This window comes from Haloglycomyces albus DSM 45210, from assembly GCF_000527155.1.
GTDB lineage: Bacteria > Actinomycetota > Actinomycetes > Mycobacteriales > Micromonosporaceae > Haloglycomyces > Haloglycomyces albus.
In genome coordinates, this window is sequence record NZ_AZUQ01000001.1 from 460,831 (window position 1) to 478,662 (window position 17,832).

General features: G+C 60.2%; 18 protein-coding genes. 6 read left to right on the forward strand and 12 right to left on the reverse strand.

The window, feature by feature from the left end; all coding sequences use genetic code 11:
- Positions 1 to 172 precede the first annotated feature (172 nt).
- Positions 173 to 1,540, forward strand: coding sequence for an ABC1 kinase family protein (locus tag HALAL_RS0102320; protein ID WP_025272455.1), 1,368 nt, complete (start codon positions 173 to 175; stop codon positions 1,538 to 1,540).
- 255 nt (positions 1,541 to 1,795) lie between these two features.
- Here the strand turns inward: HALAL_RS0102320 and HALAL_RS16410 are convergent, their stop codons facing one another.
- Both HALAL_RS16410 and HALAL_RS0102330 read right to left on the reverse strand, forming a co-directional pair.
- Positions 1,796 to 2,155, reverse strand: a complete 360-nt coding sequence (locus tag HALAL_RS16410; protein WP_025272456.1) for a WhiB family transcriptional regulator — start codon at positions 2,153 to 2,155, stop codon at positions 1,796 to 1,798.
- 1,028 nt (positions 2,156 to 3,183) lie between these two features.
- Complete coding sequence (locus HALAL_RS0102330; protein ID WP_025272457.1) at positions 3,184 to 5,295, reverse strand: ATP-dependent DNA helicase UvrD2; 2,112 nt, start codon at positions 5,293 to 5,295, stop codon at positions 3,184 to 3,186.
- A 129-nt stretch (positions 5,296 to 5,424) separates the two neighbouring features.
- Between HALAL_RS0102330 and HALAL_RS0102335 the strand changes: the two genes are divergently transcribed.
- Complete coding sequence (locus tag HALAL_RS0102335) at positions 5,425 to 5,658, forward strand: mycoredoxin (protein WP_025272458.1); 234 nt, start codon at positions 5,425 to 5,427, stop codon at positions 5,656 to 5,658.
- 167 nt (positions 5,659 to 5,825) lie between these two features.
- On the opposite strand, the gene nudC is transcribed toward HALAL_RS0102335, so the two are convergent.
- Genes nudC through HALAL_RS0102350 form a run of 3 tightly spaced genes read right to left on the reverse strand, consistent with a single transcriptional unit; the run spans position 5,826 to position 9,288 of the window.
- Entirely contained in the window at positions 5,826 to 6,695 is an 870-nt protein-coding gene (nudC, locus tag HALAL_RS0102340; RefSeq protein WP_025272459.1) for an NAD(+) diphosphatase, read from the reverse strand.
- The gene (locus HALAL_RS0102345; protein WP_025272460.1) at positions 6,695 to 8,008 is read right to left on the reverse strand and encodes a M16 family metallopeptidase; all 1,314 of its coding nucleotides are present in this window, start codon (positions 8,006 to 8,008) and stop codon (positions 6,695 to 6,697) included. The genes nudC and HALAL_RS0102345 overlap by 1 nt, the downstream gene beginning before the upstream one ends.
- On the reverse strand, positions 8,005 to 9,288 hold the full coding sequence (locus HALAL_RS0102350; RefSeq protein ID WP_025272461.1) for a M16 family metallopeptidase: 1,284 nt from the start codon (positions 9,286 to 9,288) through the stop codon (positions 8,005 to 8,007). Before HALAL_RS0102350 ends, HALAL_RS0102345 begins: the two co-directional genes overlap by 4 nt.
- A gap of 339 nt (positions 9,289 to 9,627) precedes the next feature.
- On the opposite strand from HALAL_RS0102350, the gene HALAL_RS0102355 reads away from it, so the two are divergent.
- The 3 genes from HALAL_RS0102355 to HALAL_RS0102365 all read left to right on the forward strand — a co-directional run bounded on the left by HALAL_RS0102355 (position 9,628) and on the right by HALAL_RS0102365 (position 11,948).
- Positions 9,628 to 10,386: a methionine ABC transporter ATP-binding protein gene (locus tag HALAL_RS0102355; RefSeq protein ID WP_025272462.1), complete on the forward strand. Its 759-nt coding sequence runs from the start codon at positions 9,628 to 9,630 to the stop codon at positions 10,384 to 10,386.
- Between the two features lies 1 nt (position 10,387).
- The gene (locus HALAL_RS0102360) at positions 10,388 to 11,068 is read left to right on the forward strand and encodes a methionine ABC transporter permease (protein ID WP_025272463.1); all 681 of its coding nucleotides are present in this window, start codon (positions 10,388 to 10,390) and stop codon (positions 11,066 to 11,068) included.
- A gap of 64 nt (positions 11,069 to 11,132) precedes the next feature.
- Entirely contained in the window at positions 11,133 to 11,948 is an 816-nt protein-coding gene (locus HALAL_RS0102365; RefSeq protein ID WP_025272464.1) for a MetQ/NlpA family ABC transporter substrate-binding protein, read from the forward strand.
- A gap of 59 nt (positions 11,949 to 12,007) precedes the next feature.
- Here HALAL_RS0102365 and HALAL_RS0102370 read toward each other — a convergent pair whose 3' ends face one another.
- Together HALAL_RS0102370 and HALAL_RS17270 are read right to left on the reverse strand one after the other, a co-directional pair.
- A complete protein-coding gene (locus HALAL_RS0102370; protein WP_025272465.1) occupies positions 12,008 to 12,379 on the reverse strand; it encodes a VOC family protein in 372 nt (123 codons plus the stop codon).
- A 133-nt stretch (positions 12,380 to 12,512) separates the two neighbouring features.
- Positions 12,513 to 13,022, reverse strand: a complete 510-nt coding sequence (locus tag HALAL_RS17270) for an NUDIX domain-containing protein (RefSeq protein ID WP_025272466.1) — start codon at positions 13,020 to 13,022, stop codon at positions 12,513 to 12,515.
- Positions 13,023 to 13,348: 326 nt separating this feature from the next.
- On the opposite strand from HALAL_RS17270, the gene HALAL_RS0102380 reads away from it, so the two are divergent.
- On the forward strand, positions 13,349 to 13,918 hold the full coding sequence (locus HALAL_RS0102380; protein WP_025272467.1) for a TlpA family protein disulfide reductase: 570 nt from the start codon (positions 13,349 to 13,351) through the stop codon (positions 13,916 to 13,918).
- A 30-nt stretch (positions 13,919 to 13,948) separates the two neighbouring features.
- Here the strand turns inward: HALAL_RS0102380 and HALAL_RS16420 are convergent, their stop codons facing one another.
- The 5 genes from HALAL_RS16420 to HALAL_RS0102400 form a co-directional block, all read right to left on the reverse strand.
- Entirely contained in the window at positions 13,949 to 14,467 is a 519-nt protein-coding gene (locus tag HALAL_RS16420; protein ID WP_051462696.1) for a cytochrome c biogenesis CcdA family protein, read from the reverse strand.
- A complete protein-coding gene (locus tag HALAL_RS18780; RefSeq protein WP_051462699.1) occupies positions 14,464 to 14,730 on the reverse strand; it encodes a hypothetical protein in 267 nt (88 codons plus the stop codon). Before HALAL_RS18780 ends, HALAL_RS16420 begins: the two co-directional genes overlap by 4 nt.
- A 90-nt stretch (positions 14,731 to 14,820) precedes the next feature.
- The gene (locus tag HALAL_RS0102390; RefSeq protein WP_211240416.1) at positions 14,821 to 15,495 is read right to left on the reverse strand and encodes a Crp/Fnr family transcriptional regulator; all 675 of its coding nucleotides are present in this window, start codon (positions 15,493 to 15,495) and stop codon (positions 14,821 to 14,823) included.
- 181 nt (positions 15,496 to 15,676) lie between these two features.
- On the reverse strand, positions 15,677 to 16,123 hold the full coding sequence (locus tag HALAL_RS0102395) for a DUF6789 family protein (protein WP_025272469.1): 447 nt from the start codon (positions 16,121 to 16,123) through the stop codon (positions 15,677 to 15,679).
- Between the two features lie 177 nt (positions 16,124 to 16,300).
- On the reverse strand, positions 16,301 to 17,662 hold the full coding sequence (locus HALAL_RS0102400; RefSeq protein ID WP_035534319.1) for a dihydrolipoyl dehydrogenase family protein: 1,362 nt from the start codon (positions 17,660 to 17,662) through the stop codon (positions 16,301 to 16,303).
- Positions 17,663 to 17,832 lie beyond the last annotated feature (170 nt).

Sequence of the window (17,832 nt, forward strand, 5' to 3'; positions counted from 1 at the left end):
AATCTGCGCCGTCAACCCTTCCTCCCAGGGCGATCACACCTGCCTCTCATGAAAACGGCACGAGACAGAAACTACAAGCGAAGAGGCGAACACTCACCGTATAAAAAGCACGATCGGCAGTTGTAGTACTAGGCAATGTGCTGTGAACCGCCAGAGCGGTAAGGTAAGAACCGTGAGTGAAAACGACCACCCCGACAGCAAGAACTCCCGTCTCCCCGAGCGCGCCCTGTCGCGTGGCTTCAAGTTGGCGTCCCTACCGCTGGGGCTCGCCGGTCGAGCGACGGTGGGGATGGGCAAAAGGATCACTGGATTTGCGGACGAGATTCTCGGCGAGGACGTACAGCGTAAGACCGCCGATCACCTTTTTCGGGTTCTCGGCCAGCTCAAGGGTGGCGCGATGAAGCTCGGTCAGGCCATGTCGATTTTCGAGGCGGCTCTCCCCGAGCATCTGGCCAAGCCGTATCGCGACGCCCTGACCAAGCTCCAGAATTCGGCGCCTCCCCTGCCCGCCGAGAGCGTCCACGGAGTCCTGCACCATAACTTGGGTGAGGATTGGCGTGGGTTCTTCCGTGAGTTCAACGACCAACCGGCGGCCGCCGCTTCGATCGGCCAGGTCCATCGGGCCATATGGCACGACGGTACCGAGGTCGCGGTCAAAATTCAGTATCCGGGTGCCGGAAAGGCGCTGCAGAGCGACTTGAAGCAACTGACGCGCATCGCTCCCCTGTTTAAGACCCTGCAACCCAATTTCGACGTCAAAGCCATCATCCAGGAACTCCAGGAACGGATCTTGGAGGAACTCGATTACGAGTACGAGGCCGAGGCGCAGCGGACCTTTGTGAGTGAGTTCCAAGAGGACGATCAGCTACTCGTTCCAGACGTCCGCTACTCCACCAGTGAGGTACTCGTTACCGAATGGGTGGAGGGCACACCGTTGGCCGAGATCATTAAGAACGGCACCCCCAGTGAACGAGACAGCGCCGGGTGGGCGCTGGCCACCTTTCACTTTTCGGCACCCGCACGAACCGGATTGTTGCACGCCGATCCGCACCCGGGGAACTTCGCCGTGGCCGACGACGGTCGTTTGATCGCCTACGATTTCGGGGCGGTCGCTCGTCTGCCGGACGGTATTCCCCCTCAAATCGGCCGTCTGACGTCGTTGACTCTGCATGAGCGTGGTGACGAAGTCGTCGCCGGCCTCCGTGAGGAAGGCTTCATTCCCTCGGACCTGGACATTACCTCCGACGAGATACTGCACTATCTCACGCCCATGCTGGAGCCGTTGCGGGGCGGTGAATTCACCTTCGACCGCGACTGGTTGCGAAACGAGTCGTCACGGCTGACCTCATCCGGTTCACATGCCGCTCGGGTGGGAAAGCAATTGTCCTTCCCGCCGGATTATCTGTTGATCCACCGAGTCACATTGGGATCGATCGGAGTTCTCTGTCAATTGGAGGCCACCGGGGATTGGAATGACATTGTGCGGCAATGGGTTCCGGGTTTTGACTACCCGGCATTATCGCGACACCTATATTCGTAACCGATGCGGACATTGAAAAAGCCTGTCGGCGACCTTCCAGAGGTCGCCGACAGGCTTTAAGTGGCCAACGCACTATGACAGCGCGTCAGATATGGTCGTGGTGCTCTTTCCAGATACTACGCATCCGTAGTCGAGAAAAGGCCGTCACGACCGTTTCGATCATCCGGTTCGTCGCCGGAGTCGATTGTGATGCTTCAATTTCATATGCTGTTATATCTACATCTCGCTTAAGATGCAGAGTGAGTTCGTCGAGACTCATGCTACTTTCGCTCCTACCAGTTCCAATTCGCGCGTACGCTGTTCCAGCTGCGCTTCTGCTTCGGCTTCGGCACTGACCGCGTTCTTCCGCGGACGGCCACGAGGCTTTTTACGGGCAATGACCGTGCCTCGTTCGAATATTTCTCCACCCCAGACGCCCCAGGGTTCGGACCGTTCCACCGCACCGGCGAGGCACTCAAGGCGTACGGGGCAGTCCGCACACAATGACTTGGCGAATTCGAGCTCGTGTGGTGTTTCAGAAAACCAGAGGTCGGCATCGTATTCGCGGCACGGTAGGTCGCCTCCTTCCGAGGCGGCCTGGGCGACAAGTTCGGGGCCGGAGAGGCTGGGGTTCATAACCGCTGACATGGACGGGTTTTGTTCCTTGCGGCCGGCTTGCATTCGTGAGACTTCCTTCCGGGATGTCGTCGTCTCGTTGTCTGTCGTTACTTGTGGTTCCGAGTGAGTGTGTGGTCGCAATCGACTTGTTCTAATCACGTATCCGTCTTCACGATTCGTCGTCGTTCGGATTCGGGGCCATACGTCGTATTCGAATCGACGCAACCTTTGGGTCGCATCGCTGTTCGCTCTACCTAAGGACGATGGCGGGATCGGGGGTCATTCGAGTCGTGTTCTCGCGTCACGCTGCTGTCACACCGGGCCGTCGCCCTCGGTTGTGCCGCAGAGATCGGTGATGCGCCGTGGAACCGGTCTCGAACCGATACATCTCGATCCGACCGGGATTGGGACAAAAAATTGGCCGCGATCCCGGTGGCGGGATTCGCGGCCTCGAAGGTCACTCGGTCAGATAGACCAAATTCGCTTTCGAGGCGGTCGCTTCCCGCGACGGTGCTGGCGAACCCCAGCTGCAAGTACTGGGAGTCCTGCGTTTATGCGGTTGTTCGTAACGGCTTTACCGTCAGCCTCACCGGTGTTCACGGAGGCGCCGGAATTCACTCCGCCTGCGAGACACACTTCGGCCCCAGGACGCACCGTGATGCATGTTTGGATGACTGCGGAATTCTGAGCCGGGTTCGAGTCGACGAGACTTGTCGCCCAAACCGAATCATGCTGAACGGCGACGCCGTCGGCCGTCAGGGGCTTCGGACGCACTGGTTCAACATTCCGGTTCAGTTCGCCGTTCTGAATTATTGTGTTGATCTCCACTGGTCTTCACCCCTTTCCATCACATGATTATTTTTTGGCCACCCATGACTGTCACGCCACGAGTTCGCCCTTACATTCCCAGGCTCTACCGCCCGGACCAGGCCATGACCGGAGGCCGTGTCCCGATGAACGCAACATTACGCCCATGGTCTGACATGTGCAACGCATTTTTCAGCGATCGTGGACCGAATTCTTCTCCGGCCTTCCCTACGAAGCGGTTAGGAATCGTCCGGCAACTCCACGGCCTCTGCCACAGATCCCCCATTGACCAGGAACAACACTGCTTCAGCAAAACGATCCAGTTTATACTTACCTATGCCGTAGATCTCAGACAATTCCTCATTCGAGGCCGGGGAGCGCTCTGCGATTGCGGTCAAGGTCACATCCGTAAAGATCGTGAACGCGGGCTTTCCGCTTCGACGGGCCGTTTCCAAACGCCACTGCGTCAGTCGCTCGTGCAATTCTTCATCCATTGTGGATGGACAATCTTCACAATGTCCCAGTTTACGGTCACGAGCGGCGGTCAGGGGTTTCTCGCACCCCGAACACACCACTGTGATCGGACGCTTGCGAGCTACTTTCGACTCCGAACCTTCGTTCTTCGGTGTGACACTGCGCGGAAATCCCGATACGTCCGCATCGCGCAGAAAACGACAGAGACGTCGTTCCCGAACACCCCCTTGCCGCAACAGCGCGAACGACAGGTGGAGACGCAGGCGTGCCCGAGTGACACCCACATACAGGAGACGGCGCTCTTCCTCTTTGGCCGCGTCGCTGCGCGCGAAGGTGGTCGGAAGTGTGCCGTCGGCCAGTCCCACCAGGAACACCGTGTCCCATTCCAATCCCTTTGCCGCATGCAGGGACGCCAAGGTCACCCCGTCGACCTGGGGGGCATGCTGTTCGGACGCACGTCGATTCAACTCCTGACAGAAGGTCGACAGATCTCCTTCGGAAAACTGTTCCGCCAACCGCACCAAGGCCATGATCGCTTCATACTGTTCACGTTGCGCACCACCACTGGGAACGCTACCGCGCCGCCACCCGGTCGCCTCCAAAGCCTGTTCCACCGCTTCCAGCAGTGGAAGCGACGCGACGTCGGTATTCAGGGCGGACCGCAACGCCACCATGGCCTGGCGTATTTCGGGTCGGGCAAAGAATCGACCCGCACCTTTGACCACGGTGGGAATTCCGTACTCCGCCATGCATTCTTCATACATTTGCGACTGAGCGTTCGTCCGATACAGCACCGCGATCTCCCCCGGAGGGGTTCCCTCACGCACGAGGCGAGCGCACTGCCGGGCCACCATATCGGCCTCTTCAGCCTCGTCGCTGTAGGCGTCCCCGGTGACTTCCGGGCCGCTCTCCCGTTGCCCTACCAGTTCCAGGCGTGCGGCGGCTTCTTTACCGGAGGCCTTGGAAATCACTTTATTGGCCAGGCCGACGATCTCAGGGGTGGAGCGGTAATCGCGTTCGAGCCTGATCAGGCGTGCCTCCGGCCAGCGTCGAGTGAAGTCCAGAAGATAATCGGAGGTGGCACCGGTAAAGCTGTAGACGGTTTGGCTTGCGTCCCCGACCACGGTGATGTCGTCGCGTTCTCCCAGCCAGGCGTCCAACAGCCGCTGCTGTAGTGGGGTGACGTCCTGGTATTCGTCGACCACGAAGAAGCGATACTGCCCTCGGATACGGTCGGCGACGGCGGCATCGTTTTCGATGAGATCGGCGGTATGTGCGATCACATCCGAGAAGTCCATGACGTGGGCCCGTTCTTTGGCCTCTTCGTAGGCGGCGTAAACCTTGGCCACCTCGATCGGTTTCATTGGACTGTCACGTCCCATTGATTCCACCGCCGCCACGTATCGGTCCGGCCCGATGAGGCTGGAGGCGGCCCATTCGATTTCGGCCGCCAAGTCGAGGTTTTTGGGTCGGTTGGTGTCGACTCCGGCTCGGGCCGCCGCGATGGAGACGAATTTGACCGTGGAGTCCATCAAGTCGGGAATCGCCCCGCCGAATCGTTTGGCACCGAAGTACCGCAACTGCCGGAGCGCGGCACTGTGAAAGGTACGGGCATTGACTCCGGTGACTCCCAATTGTCGGAGGCGGTCCCGCATCTCCCCTGCCGCTCTAGCGGTAAACGTGACGGCGGTTACATGCTGTCCCAGCAGGTCGCCGCGTACGACTCGCCAGGCGATGCGATGCGTGACGGTTCGTGTCTTACCGGTCCCCGCACCTGCCAGGATCGCCACCGGTCCCGGTTCGGCGGTCACAGCGGCCCGCTGTTCGTCGTCGAGCCGGTCCACCAGTGCGGTCAATTGTTCATCGCGAGAAGCCACAGAGCGAGTATGGCATCCACGTGAGATGTGCAGTCGGTCTCTTCAGTGCCACCATCGGGAGTCGGCGGAATATCCGTACCGCGACATTCGTTGCCGAAATGACTTCAGACCGATAGGAGGAGTAAACCGATGGTGGAAATGTTCTCGACCACGTGGTGTGGCTACTGCAAGCGTCTCAAGGTGGCCATGGAGCACGCCGGAATCGACTACACCGAGACCAATATTGAAAACGACCCTGGGGCGGCCGACTGGGTGATGAACGCCAATGGGGGAAACCAGACCGTGCCGACCCTTCGGTTCGCGGACGGTTCGGCCTTGACAAACCCGACGATTGGTCAAGTCAAGGAAAAACTCGGCATTTAACACAACTGGGAAAATTTACCCGATACCCCCTTACAACCGACTATCGTAATGATCTATAGTTGTGTGCATAAGCTTGCTTGGTGATTTCGAGGGGTGATCACCAAGCAATAGCCCTGAGGAGGGATCCATCCTCAGGGCACTTTTTGTATCTCCGTCTCAACGCCGCCTTACCGGTACGACGTTTCATTTCCCAACCAGTGATTGACGATCCGCAACGCAGTCGAGGAACGCATGAAACCCTGACCCCACCAACCGTCGGCGGCATTGAATATCTCGTCGACTTCAGCCCGGGAAAACCACTGTGCTTGGGCGATCTCGCTGTCCTGCAATTGCAGACACGCCTCCGGATCGGCCTGAGCGGTATAGGCGAACATGAGGGAAGCGGGAAAAGGCCATGGTTGAGAACCGAGGTACTTCAGGTTCCACGCTTCCAGACCGACTTCTTCGCCTATTTCGCGGATCACCGCATCCTCGGCGCTTTCACCCGGATCGACGAAACCCGCCACGAGCGCGAAACGACGTTTTCGGTTCAGGGCTCCATGGGCGTGTTTGACCAGAAGAACGCGATCAGCGCCATCGTGGATCAACGTGATCACGGCCGGGCTGATCTGTGGAAAGTGGCTGTTTCCTTCGGTATCACGCAATACCCAACCGCCCTCGTCGGCGGATAGGGGTAGGCCCGTTCGCGGATGGAATCGATGCCGTTCGTGCCACTGCCCGACGGCCAAGGCCTCCATGGCGACTGCCACGTCCACGTCGGACCAGTGCGTTCGGCTGGAACGTAGTCTCACTCCATCGGAAAGGGAGGTGAACACCGCGAACACCGGTTTGTTTCCGGTTCCCAGGAACACGCGTCGTCCCTCCGGAGCTTTATCCGGGCTGAGGTATTCCAAACCTCCAGCGGTTCCCGTGAACGTCTCCTCGTTCAGATCGACGGCGATCACCTCCGCTTTTTCCCAAGCGGCTTCCAGTTGAACGGAATCCTTACGCCGTTCGCCGTCGAAGTCCAATGGGGAAGGCGGAAAGGGACTGTCCATCACACCTCCTCGACCGAACCGAGGGCGCGCAGTTCCCCGCTTATCGCCGCCACGTCACCGGATACGACGGTGACCGCCCGGCGAGAATTCAACCGTTCCGCACTGACGCGCACGATGTCGTCGACCGTCACCCGCTGGAGACGTTCGGTGTGCCCTTTGAGCCAGTCGAGCGACAAACCATTCGCCGCCAAGTTACTCGCGTACCCGATCAATCCGCTTTGACCGGCGAGGGCGAGTTTCAAGTTTCCCAAGGCATATTGGCGCGCCTGGTCGAGTTCCTCCTGGCTGGGTGGGTTGGATGACATGCCGTCCAGTTCGGCATAGGTCTCTTCCAGCGCGGCAGCGGTGACCTCCGTGGCCACGTCGACGACGCTCAGCTGCACCGAACCGGCCGGTCGATGCTGGATCGAAGAGCGCGGTGAATACCCGTATCCCTTGTCCTCCCGCAAGTTCGCCGTCAGGCGTGAGGAGAAATAGCCGCCGTAGATCAGGTTCGCCAACTGCATGGCGGCGTTGTCCGGGTGAGTGCGACCCACTGTGGGGGTCGCGACGCGGATGGCCGACTGGACGGCGTTATCCCGGTCTCCCAAGACGATCGGCCCGGTTTTCCAGGGCGGCAACGGAGCGATCGTGTCAGTGTCGTTGTTCCCCGACCAGTCGGAGAAGACGGCGTTCAGCTGCCGCACCACTTCACTCGGATCGGCTGCGGTGACCACTGTCAGCTCGGCCGCCCCAGGGCGAAGCCGTTCGTCGTGCAAACGGCGCACCTCGTCGGCGGCCACGTCCGACACTTCGGCGCTCGTCGGTTCCTGATAGCCGTAGGGATGACCGTCCCACAGCCGTTTATGCAGCAATTTACCCACCACATAGCTCGGTTCCCGTTCCGCCACGGTAATCGAGTCCACCATGCGAGCGCGTTCGGTTCCGAACTCCCTGTCGGGATACGTCGCGCCGGTGAACACGTGGGCGAGGATCTCGAACAGTTTCGTCGTGTACTCGGACAGCACACTCGCGTTCAAGGTGAGGTGGTCGCTGGAGGACGATACTCCGACCGTGGCGCCCAAGCTCTGCAATCGAGCCGCCAATTCGGCTTGACTCCATTCGTCCGTCCCGGACAGGAACGTCGCGGTCAACAGATCCGCGGCGGCGATATTGGCGTAGGCGGCGTTGAATCGCAGTCGGACGTCCACCAAGCCGGTGTCCCGAAAGGGATATACCGCCACACGCAGCCCATTGTCCAGCTCGGCCCGATACGGTTCGGGCAGTGGCAGACTGGTTTCCGGCCCCAGCTCTGGGATGATCGTCGTGGTCACTGTGCCCCTCCCGGTTTTACTTCAAGAACGGTTCTACGGTCGGCGGTGAGTCGCCGGGCGGCTTCGGAGACCGCGTCATTGTCCACGCGACGAAGTAGGTCGGGGAGACGGTGAATGAACTCCGGTGAGTCGTGGAAAATCTGTGCCGTCGCGAAGTTCCGGGCACGTGCCAGCGGTGAGTCGGCGGCCCGCAGGAAGCGTGCCTGGGCACGGCGGATAACGCGGTCGCGGTCGCCGTAATCCACGGAATCGGCGATCGACTTGATTTCCTCGTCGACGATGTCGACGACCTCGGAGACATTACCGCCGGGCGGCAGGAACCCGATCACCTGGAACGGAGCCGGACCACGCGTGGCGTACGGCTCTCCCATGACCGAGACGTAGGATCCGACCTCCGTCGCCTTCTGCTCGTCCTGCACCAGGCGTCGCACCAGCCGGGAGGCTTCTCCGTCTGCCAACATATCGGTGAGGACCACATGGGCCAGGAAACCGTCCAGGTCGTCGAGTGGATCAGGAGTGCGCCAAGCGGACACGAACGCCGGCAACGGAGCGAGAGCGTCCGTATAGTCCTCCCAGCGGCCGCCGGCGGCGTCGGGTTCGTTCAATTCCGGCAGGGCCGGGGTCGCCCGTGCGGGGATAGGCTCGAAATACTCACGGACCCATGACGTGACCTCGGCGATGTCAAAATCGCCCACAATGCTCAACACCGCGTTCGACGGCGGATAGTATGTGTCGAAGAAATCCTGGGCGTCGTCGACCGTAGCGGCCTCGAGGTCCGAGAACGAACCGATTCCGTCGTGAGCGTTGGGGAAGGTTTCAAACATGACCTGCGGAAGCCTTGTCCACGGGAAACCGCCGTACGGCTGATTCATCACCCGCACCCGGATCTCCTCCTTGACCACGTCCACCTGGTTGTCCAGGTTTTCCCTGGTCACGGCGGGACCGGCCATGCGGTCGGCTTCGAGAAACAGCACCCGCCGCAAGGCGTTGGCGGGAACGACATTGTAGTAATCGGTGTAATCGACATGGGTGGAACCGTTGAACTGACCACCGGCCGCCTGCACCAACTGCATGTGCTCGGCCTTTGCCACGTTCGCGGAACCTTGGAACATCATGTGCTCAAAAAGATGAGCGAAGCCGGTTCGTCCTTCCGGTTCAGACCGCATCCCCACGTCATAGACCACCGCTACCGCCGCCACCGCGGCGGAGTGGTCAGGAGCCAGAATGACGCGGAGGCCGTTGGACAGGACGAACGTCTCCACAGGGCGGGAATTGACCATGTCCGTAACGGTATCTCACCCGTGACATCCGAATGTCAATCCCATACCGGCTCATTCGTGCTGAAAGGACCGTTAGACCGCAAACGGTCATAAAGCACGTCGATTGCTGTGTCCTACCCCTCAATCCATTGGCGATGAGCCGGTCTCGCTGGTTCACTTATAGGCAATGAACGCTCAGCACATTTCTCAGATGACCGGCCGTCGCGCCGGCATGATGTGCTGCGCCATGCGAATGTTTTCCTGAGGGCCCACATCTACCGGATCGCGCCCCGAAGCGATATCTGTCTATCGTCAGATCACACCTCGTGATTTCACGTCCTTATCGAACTCAGGAAATCCATGATCACGCTCACCAATGTCACCAAACGTTTCGGCGACGTCACCGCCCTCGACGGAATCGACCTGACCATCGAGCGCGGCGAGGTCTTCGGCATACTCGGTCGCTCCGGAGCAGGTAAATCAACCCTTCTGCGCTGCCTCAACCGCCTGGCCGTCCCCGACAGCGGAACCATCGCCGTCGACGGTGTCGACCTCGCCGAACTCAAGCCCAGGTCGCTACGGCGCCAACGTCAGAGCAGCGCCATGATCTTCCAGCATTTCAATCTGCTGTCCAACCGCAATGCCGTGTCGAACGTGGCCCTTCCGCTACGGCTGAACGGCACCAAACGCACCGAACGTAAAAAGCGGGCGCTGGAGCTTCTGGAACGCGTCGACTTGGCCGACAAGGCACGTGCCTACCCGGGGCAACTGTCCGGAGGACAACGGCAACGTCTCGCCATCGCACGAGCGCTGGCGACCAATCCGGACGTTCTATTGTCCGACGAGGCCACCTCGGCACTCGACACCGATACCACCGACGAGATTCTAGAGCTGCTCAAACAGCTCAACCGCGACCTTGGACTGACCATTGTGCTCATTACCCACGAGTTGGGGGTCATCGCTCAGATCTGTCATCGCGCCGCGGTGATGGAAGAAGGAGCAATCATCGAGACCGGCGAGGTCGACCGCCTGTTGGCCGATCCCGACACCCGACTCGGTTCCAACGCACGCCAAGCGGCGGCACGCCTGCTGGGCGAGACGGTACAGGGGGTCAACTGACATGGAGACCCTGCGCCACTGGTGGACACTCACCGTCGACGCTTGGCCCGACCTGCAAGAGTCCGGCATCGAGACGATACAGATGACGCTCTGGTCAGGCCTGTGGACCCTGCTGGGCGGCCTACTGTTGGGCGTCCTGCTGTATCTGACGTCGACCTCCGGCCCCAGACCCAGCCGGATCGTCAATTTCCCACTCGGAACCATCGTCAACATCGGACGGTCGGCCCCCTTCGTGATTCTCATGGTCGCGATCGTCCCGTTCACCAAACTGGTAGCGGGAACAACCCTGGGAACCACGGCCGCCATCGTTCCACTCTCCGTGGCCGCGATACCGTTCTTCGCCCGCATCGTGGAAAACGCCCTCCTCGAAGTGCCACCCGGATTGACCGAAGCGGCACGATCAATGGGCGCGACCACCGTCGGACTGATCGGACGGGTCATTCTTCCCGAGGCCACGCCGGGTCTCATCCGTGGATTCACCGTCACCGTGGTGACGATCGTGGCCTACTCGGCCATGGCCGGAACGATCGGCGGTGGCGGACTGGGCGACCTGGCCTTCCGTGACGGCTACCAACGTTTCCAAACCGAATACATGATCCTTCCGCTGGTGCTGTTGGTCATCGGCGTACAGATCATTCAATTCATCGGCGATCGCAGCGCGAAAATACTCGACCGCCGCTAACCACCGCAAAAACCCGCAATTACTCGGTGCCTTGGCACCGCCTACCCAAAAACAGGAGTACACAATGAAACGTCAACTCATCACCACCGCCACCGTCCTCCCCGTCGCCGCACTCGGACTGAGCGCCTGCGGCCAAGACGGCGAGGGTTCGGGCGACGCACTCACCGTCGCCGCCACCACCGTTCCGCACGCCGAGATCCTCGAATACGTATCCGACGAGCTCGCCGCGGACGCCGACCTGGAGCTGGACATCGTCACCTACAACGACTACGTTCAACCCAACGTGGTGACCAGTGAAGGCGAAGTCGACGCCAACTTCTTCCAACACCAGCCCTACCTCGATCACTACAATTCGGAGAACGACACTGAACTGGTAACCGTCGCTCCCGTCCACATCGAACCGTTGGGGCTGTATTCGGAGGGCGCGGGAAACCTCGACGAACTGTCCGACGGTTCCGAAATCGCCATCCCGAACGACACCACCAACGGTGGACGTGCCTTGCAACTCTTGGCCGACAGCGGGTTGATCGAACTGGAGGAAGGAATCGACGCCACCAGCGCCACGGTGGACACCATCACCTCCAACCCACACGACTTCACGTTCACCGAACTGGAAGCGGCACAACTGCCACGTTCGCTGGACAGTGTGGAAGGAGCCGTCATCAACGGAAACTACGCGCTCGAGGCCGATTTGAACCCGGAGGACGACGCGCTCGCCAGTGAAACGGTGGAAGACAACCCCTTTGCCAACTTCGTGGTGACCACTCCGGAGAACGAGGACGACAAACAAGTACAGAAGCTGGTCGAACTGCTCCAGTCGGATGAAGTCGCCGACTTCCTCGCCGAGGAATACGACGGTTCCGTACTGGCGGCGTTTTAATCGCGGGACGGTGGCCGAGGTCGAGGACATCACCTCGGCCACCGTACCGGCCTACAGGCTCATTCGCGGCGGTGACAATGGATTAAGCGATGTTGCAGAATATTCGCCACCTGCCCGTCCGGTGAACGCACGAAGAACCGCCGCACTCCCCAGTCCTCATCGGTCAGGGGGTGCACTATGTCAGCGTTGGCCGCGATCGACTCCGCATAGAGCTCATCAACATTGGTGACCTCAATGCTCACATCAGGAACCACGGGTCCCGTCTTATCGTCGGTGAAAAGGCTGATCTGTGCGGTCGCTTGGTCCGGTGAAGCCAAGGTGACGATCCAGCCCAGATTCATGACTTCGGTAAAACCCAGCGACCGATAGAAAGCGCGACTGCGTTCCATGTCGTCCACTTGGACATTGGGAACGACTCTTTTAATACCCATCGCCAAAGCATAGCCCCGGGCACCGACGACAACCGGATATCCGAGTGTTGTCACTGCGTGGACGGCCCCATAGCAACCTCTTAGACGTGACCGATGCCGGCCAGGATCATCGGCACTCTCTGAACGATTGGGATTAAACCCTTCCCAAAGCTCGGGTATTAATTCCACAGTGTACTGGCTGCCTGGGAATATCGTTTGACCCCAAATTTTTCAACACCTCAAGCATTTCGGGGTCCAGTCGAATGTGGGGTTCGTGGAACACATTCGTTGCCGGTATCCACCGATACTCGAAATCCTGCTCATAGGCGTCTCCTCCGGATACGACGGGTTTGAAGTACGGGACGCGGCAGAAGAAGTAGTGATTTTCCTGGTGAAATGTCGCATCATGGTTCTGGAAGACGTCAATGGCGACCGGACCGGTGACGTCCTCAGACGCCAATTTCAGTCCGCACTCCTCGTAAATTTCGCGTACTGCCGTATCGCACAACGATTCACCTGTATCGGCACCGCCACCTGGTATCTCCCAGACGACTCGCCCTTCCTTAGGAAAGTAGCCACCGACGAACAATATCCGATTCTGCGGATCCATCAAGATGCCTCGAGCGGCCATACGATCGATTCTCGGCTGGTCACTGTTATTCATGTACCCAGATTAAGCTGTGTCGCACGATGTTCTCCAGCCTCCGCGAACGCGAGTCAACACGAATACCTTGCACCTGAACACCCTCAATAAGGGAAACGGATACCGTCAGCCGCCTCCCCAATGAACTCCTCCACATCCGTGGCTTCGATACTCGAGCCGCGCCAAAGGGATGTGGAGCGGCTTTTCATCGGCACGGCTCATTACGACCGGGAGCTCCTCGATTGCCATTCCGTCGGGTTCACGGCAGATCGACTAGACTGAAACCATGGAGTTCCGTCGATAGACAGCCATAAACACCACCCTAAACAGGACCGGAGGCGACAAACGTGACGACACGATCTCGACTGTTCAGTAAATCCCTGGCATTCGCCCTCACGGCGATGTTCGCGCTTTCGGCTTGCGGCGGGGGTGAGGCGGAATCTCCCGACTCGTCCGCCGAGGAGAACGATCGATCGTCGTCCTCGGACACCGGGTCAAGCGACGCCCCGGCTCCAACCGTTGAGGCGTACGATTTCACCGCCACCACGGTTGACGGCGAGGAATTCGACGGAGCACAGTTGCAGGGGTCCCCGACCGTGTTGTGGTTCTGGGCCTCCTGGTGCCCTAAGTGTCGCGCGCAAGGACCCGATGTGCGGCAATTGCACTCCGATCACGGCGATTCCATTGACATCGTGGGCATCGCGGGTTTGAACTCGGGCAACGACATGCAGGACTTCATTGATTCCACCGATACCGGCGACGTCACACACCTGGACGACGACGCCGGAGACCTGTGGGTCAAGTTCGATGTCACCTCACAGTCCGAATACGTCGTCCTGGATGCCGACGGCGAGGTTGTCGATTCCGGCACCCTCAGCGGTGAGGAACTGGACTCCAGCGTCTCGGACCTGTACTGATACGGTGTCAAAGCTTTGCCGAGGGGCAGGTCAGTTTCCCAACAGGCGATTGACCTGTTCGGCCAACCACTGCTGTATCGATGCCGCCGCTTCGATGATCGGGTCGTCGCTACCCACTTCGTTCAGCGTCTGGATTTCCCACCAGCCGTAGTAGGCGACGTACAGACCCGCAATGATCAGAAGTACGCCGACGAAGCGCATGATGGTCGCGGTATGGCGCCGCAGCCAGTGCACGAGACCTTCGCGTGCCAGTGCGATCGTTATCGACACGATCCCGATCACCAGGCTCATACCCAGCGCGTAAGTGAGAAAGACCAGCGTCCCTCCCAGCACGCTCGTCTGCCGAAAGGTCTGCGCTACCACGGCCAGAAACGGGGCGATCGTGCACGACAGGGATGCCAGAGCGAAGACGAATCCGAATACGAACATCGACCCGACCGAACGTTTGATCTCACGCCCACCAAGGCGGGGAACGAATCCGGAAAGCTCGCGTCCACTCAACATCCACAGTCCCGCTCCCACCACGGCAATGCCGACCACGACGGTCACCCATGGCAGGTAGGGGAGACCACTTGGCTCGCCGCGACGGAAAACGCCAGCCCGAACGCTCCGAAAACGAGCGCGAAGGTGAGCGACATGATCACAGTGAACAGGACCGCGCGCGCGAGAGTGCGTGGCAGGGAACGACCGCCGTCCCCATCGGCGGGGTTGATCAAGAATCCGGCGTAAATCGGCAGAAGGGCAAAACCACAAGGATTGACCGCGGCGACGGCGCCCGCCGCTAGGGCGAAGGCGAGAGACAGGTCCGACATTCATTCATCGTCGCAAATCGCGGCGCACCGGAATGGAACGGCTCTAACAACGACCGAGTGGTGAACGTTGGTATCCGACCGGATTGCGTCTCAGTTCCCCGCAAATCGGACCAGCGACGCCTCGTCCACGACGGTGATCTTGGCACGTCCCAGTTTGATCCACCCGCTCTCGGCGAATTCACCGAGAACCTTGGTGGTCGTTTCGCGTGAGGTTCCCACCAGGGCCCCCAACTGTTCATGCGTCAGGTGCACGGTGGGCTTGCGGTCCTGTTGTTCCACCAGGGTGCAGAGTGTCCCGGCTATGCGTTGGGGGACGTTTTTGAACACCGAATCCGATAGCCGTTGTTCGGTGGCGGCGAGACGATGCCCAAGGGTCTCGGCGATGCGGGTGGCTATGCGTACGTCCGATAGCAGAAAGCCGGTCACGTCGTCCCGGTTCATCGTGCACACGATCGACTCGTCAAGCGCCTCGGCAAAGTTGTCGTACATCTGCTGGCCGAGAATCGTCATTTCCCCAAAGATCGTCCCCGGATCAATCATGGCCGTGGTCAAGGCTCGTCCATCGGGAGCCACGCGGAAGATGCGGATGCGTCCGCGTTTCAGAATGTAAAGGCGTTCGGCGCGCTTATACGGGGTGTACAGGATTTCGCCCGCGTCATAGGTACGCATAGGGGCCGCCGCTGCGATAGCGTCGAGGTCGTCTTTGGACAGATCGCGGAATATGTCCACCTCGGTCAAATACTGACTGGCGTGTGGTCCTGACATCGAATCCATCGTCTCGTTACGGTGCGGCGCCCATGGTGGATCACCGACAGTCCACCATGGCTGTCGTTTCAATCTTTCCCAAGTCGTTTGCACACAGTATGGCATCGACGTGGACTCCGAAAGGCGAGATACGTCATTACCGTCCGAATAGGCCACATCGATCACCACTTGAACTTTTGTATTACGCGTTCCGCCGCGAGAACACCTGATAAACGATTCCCAGAATCAGACCGAAGATCAAGTGCCCCACCAGTGACTGCATCGCCGTCGTGTTGATGACGAAAACCATCTCGGTCATTCCCAGGATGGTCGGCATGAGAATCAGCGCACCCAGCACCCACCAGACGGCGCCGTACAGCAGGGCGAATACGAGGGTGCGCGGCCAGCCTTTGGCCACTGTCCCGAACAGGAGCCCGAAGCTACCCCCGATACCCATGGAAATAACCAGATGCACCAGCCACCCGATAGCGACCGAGGAGCCGCCGACCAGCGCGGCCACCATGGTGATCATTCCCATCATCTGCATGAGCACGCCGAACATGATCCCACCGGCGATACCGCCGACGATGCCGTAGCCAATCCGGGGAATCACCGCATGTCGTATATTCGGCACGGTTTCCGCTGCCATGACAATCTCCTCCCTTGTCACCTCGTCCCAGCGTGTGAACGCCGACTCGATCTCAGTTCGCAAGCCGATTCGATATGAGTAGACGTCGTCTCACGCCCGGACAATGCTCAAGTTATGGCGCACGGGTGCCGTAGTCGGTAACGGCGATTACATTACGGGGAGAAATTCGACGATCGGTCAATCCGAGCGCAGCCCCGGGCTGCGAGCCGTACGCCCACCGATCTCCATGACCAGTTGCGCGGCGGCCAGCTGGACTCCGTATGCCCAGCTGGGATAGGCGGCAGTGGCCTGTGCGAGCCGCCCGGCGAAGGTATCGGCCGTCATCGCCAGCACTACGGGCTGAATCATTTCCCCAGCGTGTGGGGCCATGATGCTAGCTCCGATCAAACGGCCGCCGCCTCTATGTCCGAGTCCCTTTCGGCGGTCGGCGATGAGTTTGACGTAGCCGTCCGTTCGGTCGGCCACGATGGCGCGGTCGATGTCGTCGAGCGGAAGGTAAGCGACCCGGGCACTATCGGGGGCTCTGTCCTCCCGAACTCCTACGTAGGCGATCTCGGGGTCGGTGTACACCACCGCCGGAATGGCGTCGGTCGAATAGGTGCGGTTGCGGGTCGTCAAAGCGTATCCGGTGGCCATCCGTCCCATGGCGTAGGCGGCGTGTGTGAAGGGCATCAGGCCGGTCACGTCTCCGGCCGCCCACACGCCCGACCCGGTGGTGGCCAGGTGTTCGTCGGTGCGGATGTAGCCGTGCTCGGTCAACTCGACTCCCGCCTTGTCCACATCGAGCCCCCGGGTCACCGGCCGTCGTCCCGTTGCCCACAACAGGCACTCGGCTTCGAAGACGCGACCGTCGGACACCGTGACCAACTGGCGGTCGATACGGTGTTCGACCGCCTCCACCGCGGCACCGGTCACCACCTCGATTCCCTCCCCGAGGAAACGGCGCCGCAGAATCTCGCCGGCCTCGGCTTCGATGCCTGGAAGCAAGCGATCGGACGCCTCCATCACGGTCGTGGGAATCCCCAGGCGGGACAGGGCTTGCCCCAGTTCACACCCGACCACACCCCCACCGACCACGGCAATGGACTCTGGCTTGCCGGCCAGGTCGAATATGCTGTCGGTGGTGTGTACGTGCGCCGCGTCCAGGCCCGGTACCGGCGGAAGGACCGGCGTCGATCCGGTTGCCAACACGACCTTGGAGGCTCCGATATGATGCTTTCCCACCAACAGCGTCCCAGGTGAGATGAACTGCGCCTGACCGGAGAACACATCGATTCCCTCGTCGTTGAGAGCCTCGACGTCCTCGGTCGCGGCGATGGTGTCGATGGAGGCACGCACCCGCCGCATGGCGGCGCGGAAGTCAAGGCCCTCTGCCGCCGCCTCGATCAAGGACTGCGATGGGACACATCCCGTCCACGTGCAATCGCCGCCCAACGGCCCGTTCGATATCAAAGCCGTCGTTACACCGTGTTCCCGGGCCGCTCGAGCGGCTCCCAAGCCCGCGGCTCCTCCTCCAATGACCACCAGATCGTAATCCATAATCCCTTCCCTGGCACCGATTGAACGCTGAGGGTTCGTTCGAGGAACACCCCACCCATTCGCATTGTCGCCAAAACCAGCTGCACTATCGTGCGATCGAGGAGGAAATCCGAGATGGACGCCGTGAGTTCAGAAGGTTCTGGGCGTTTCAGCAACCAGCGGACCGTACT

Coding starts and splice junctions, on each gene's coding strand:
- HALAL_RS16410 (WP_025272456.1), bottom strand. CDS start 2,155: ATGAACCCCAGCCTCTCCGGCCCCGAACTTGTCGCCCAGGCCGCCTCG.
- HALAL_RS0102335 (WP_025272458.1), top strand. CDS start 5,425: ATGGTGGAAATGTTCTCGACCACGTGGTGTGGCTACTGCAAGCGTCTC.
- nudC (WP_025272459.1), bottom strand. CDS start 6,695: ATGGACAGTCCCTTTCCGCCTTCCCCATTGGACTTCGACGGCGAACGG.
- HALAL_RS0102350 (WP_025272461.1), bottom strand. CDS start 9,288: ATGGTCAATTCCCGCCCTGTGGAGACGTTCGTCCTGTCCAACGGCCTC.
- HALAL_RS0102355 (WP_025272462.1), top strand. CDS start 9,628: ATGATCACGCTCACCAATGTCACCAAACGTTTCGGCGACGTCACCGCC.
- HALAL_RS0102360 (WP_025272463.1), top strand. CDS start 10,388: ATGGAGACCCTGCGCCACTGGTGGACACTCACCGTCGACGCTTGGCCC.
- HALAL_RS0102365 (WP_025272464.1), top strand. CDS start 11,133: ATGAAACGTCAACTCATCACCACCGCCACCGTCCTCCCCGTCGCCGCA.
- HALAL_RS0102370 (WP_025272465.1), bottom strand. CDS start 12,379: ATGGGTATTAAAAGAGTCGTTCCCAATGTCCAAGTGGACGACATGGAA.
- HALAL_RS17270 (WP_025272466.1), bottom strand. CDS start 13,022: ATGAATAACAGTGACCAGCCGAGAATCGATCGTATGGCCGCTCGAGGC.
- HALAL_RS18780 (WP_051462699.1), bottom strand. CDS start 14,730: ATGTCGGACCTGTCTCTCGCCTTCGCCCTAGCGGCGGGCGCCGTCGCC.
- HALAL_RS0102390 (WP_211240416.1), bottom strand. CDS start 15,495: ATGTCAGGACCACACGCCAGTCAGTATTTGACCGAGGTGGACATATTC.
- HALAL_RS0102395 (WP_025272469.1), bottom strand. CDS start 16,123: ATGGCAGCGGAAACCGTGCCGAATATACGACATGCGGTGATTCCCCGG.
- HALAL_RS0102400 (WP_035534319.1), bottom strand. CDS start 17,662: ATGGATTACGATCTGGTGGTCATTGGAGGAGGAGCCGCGGGCTTGGGA.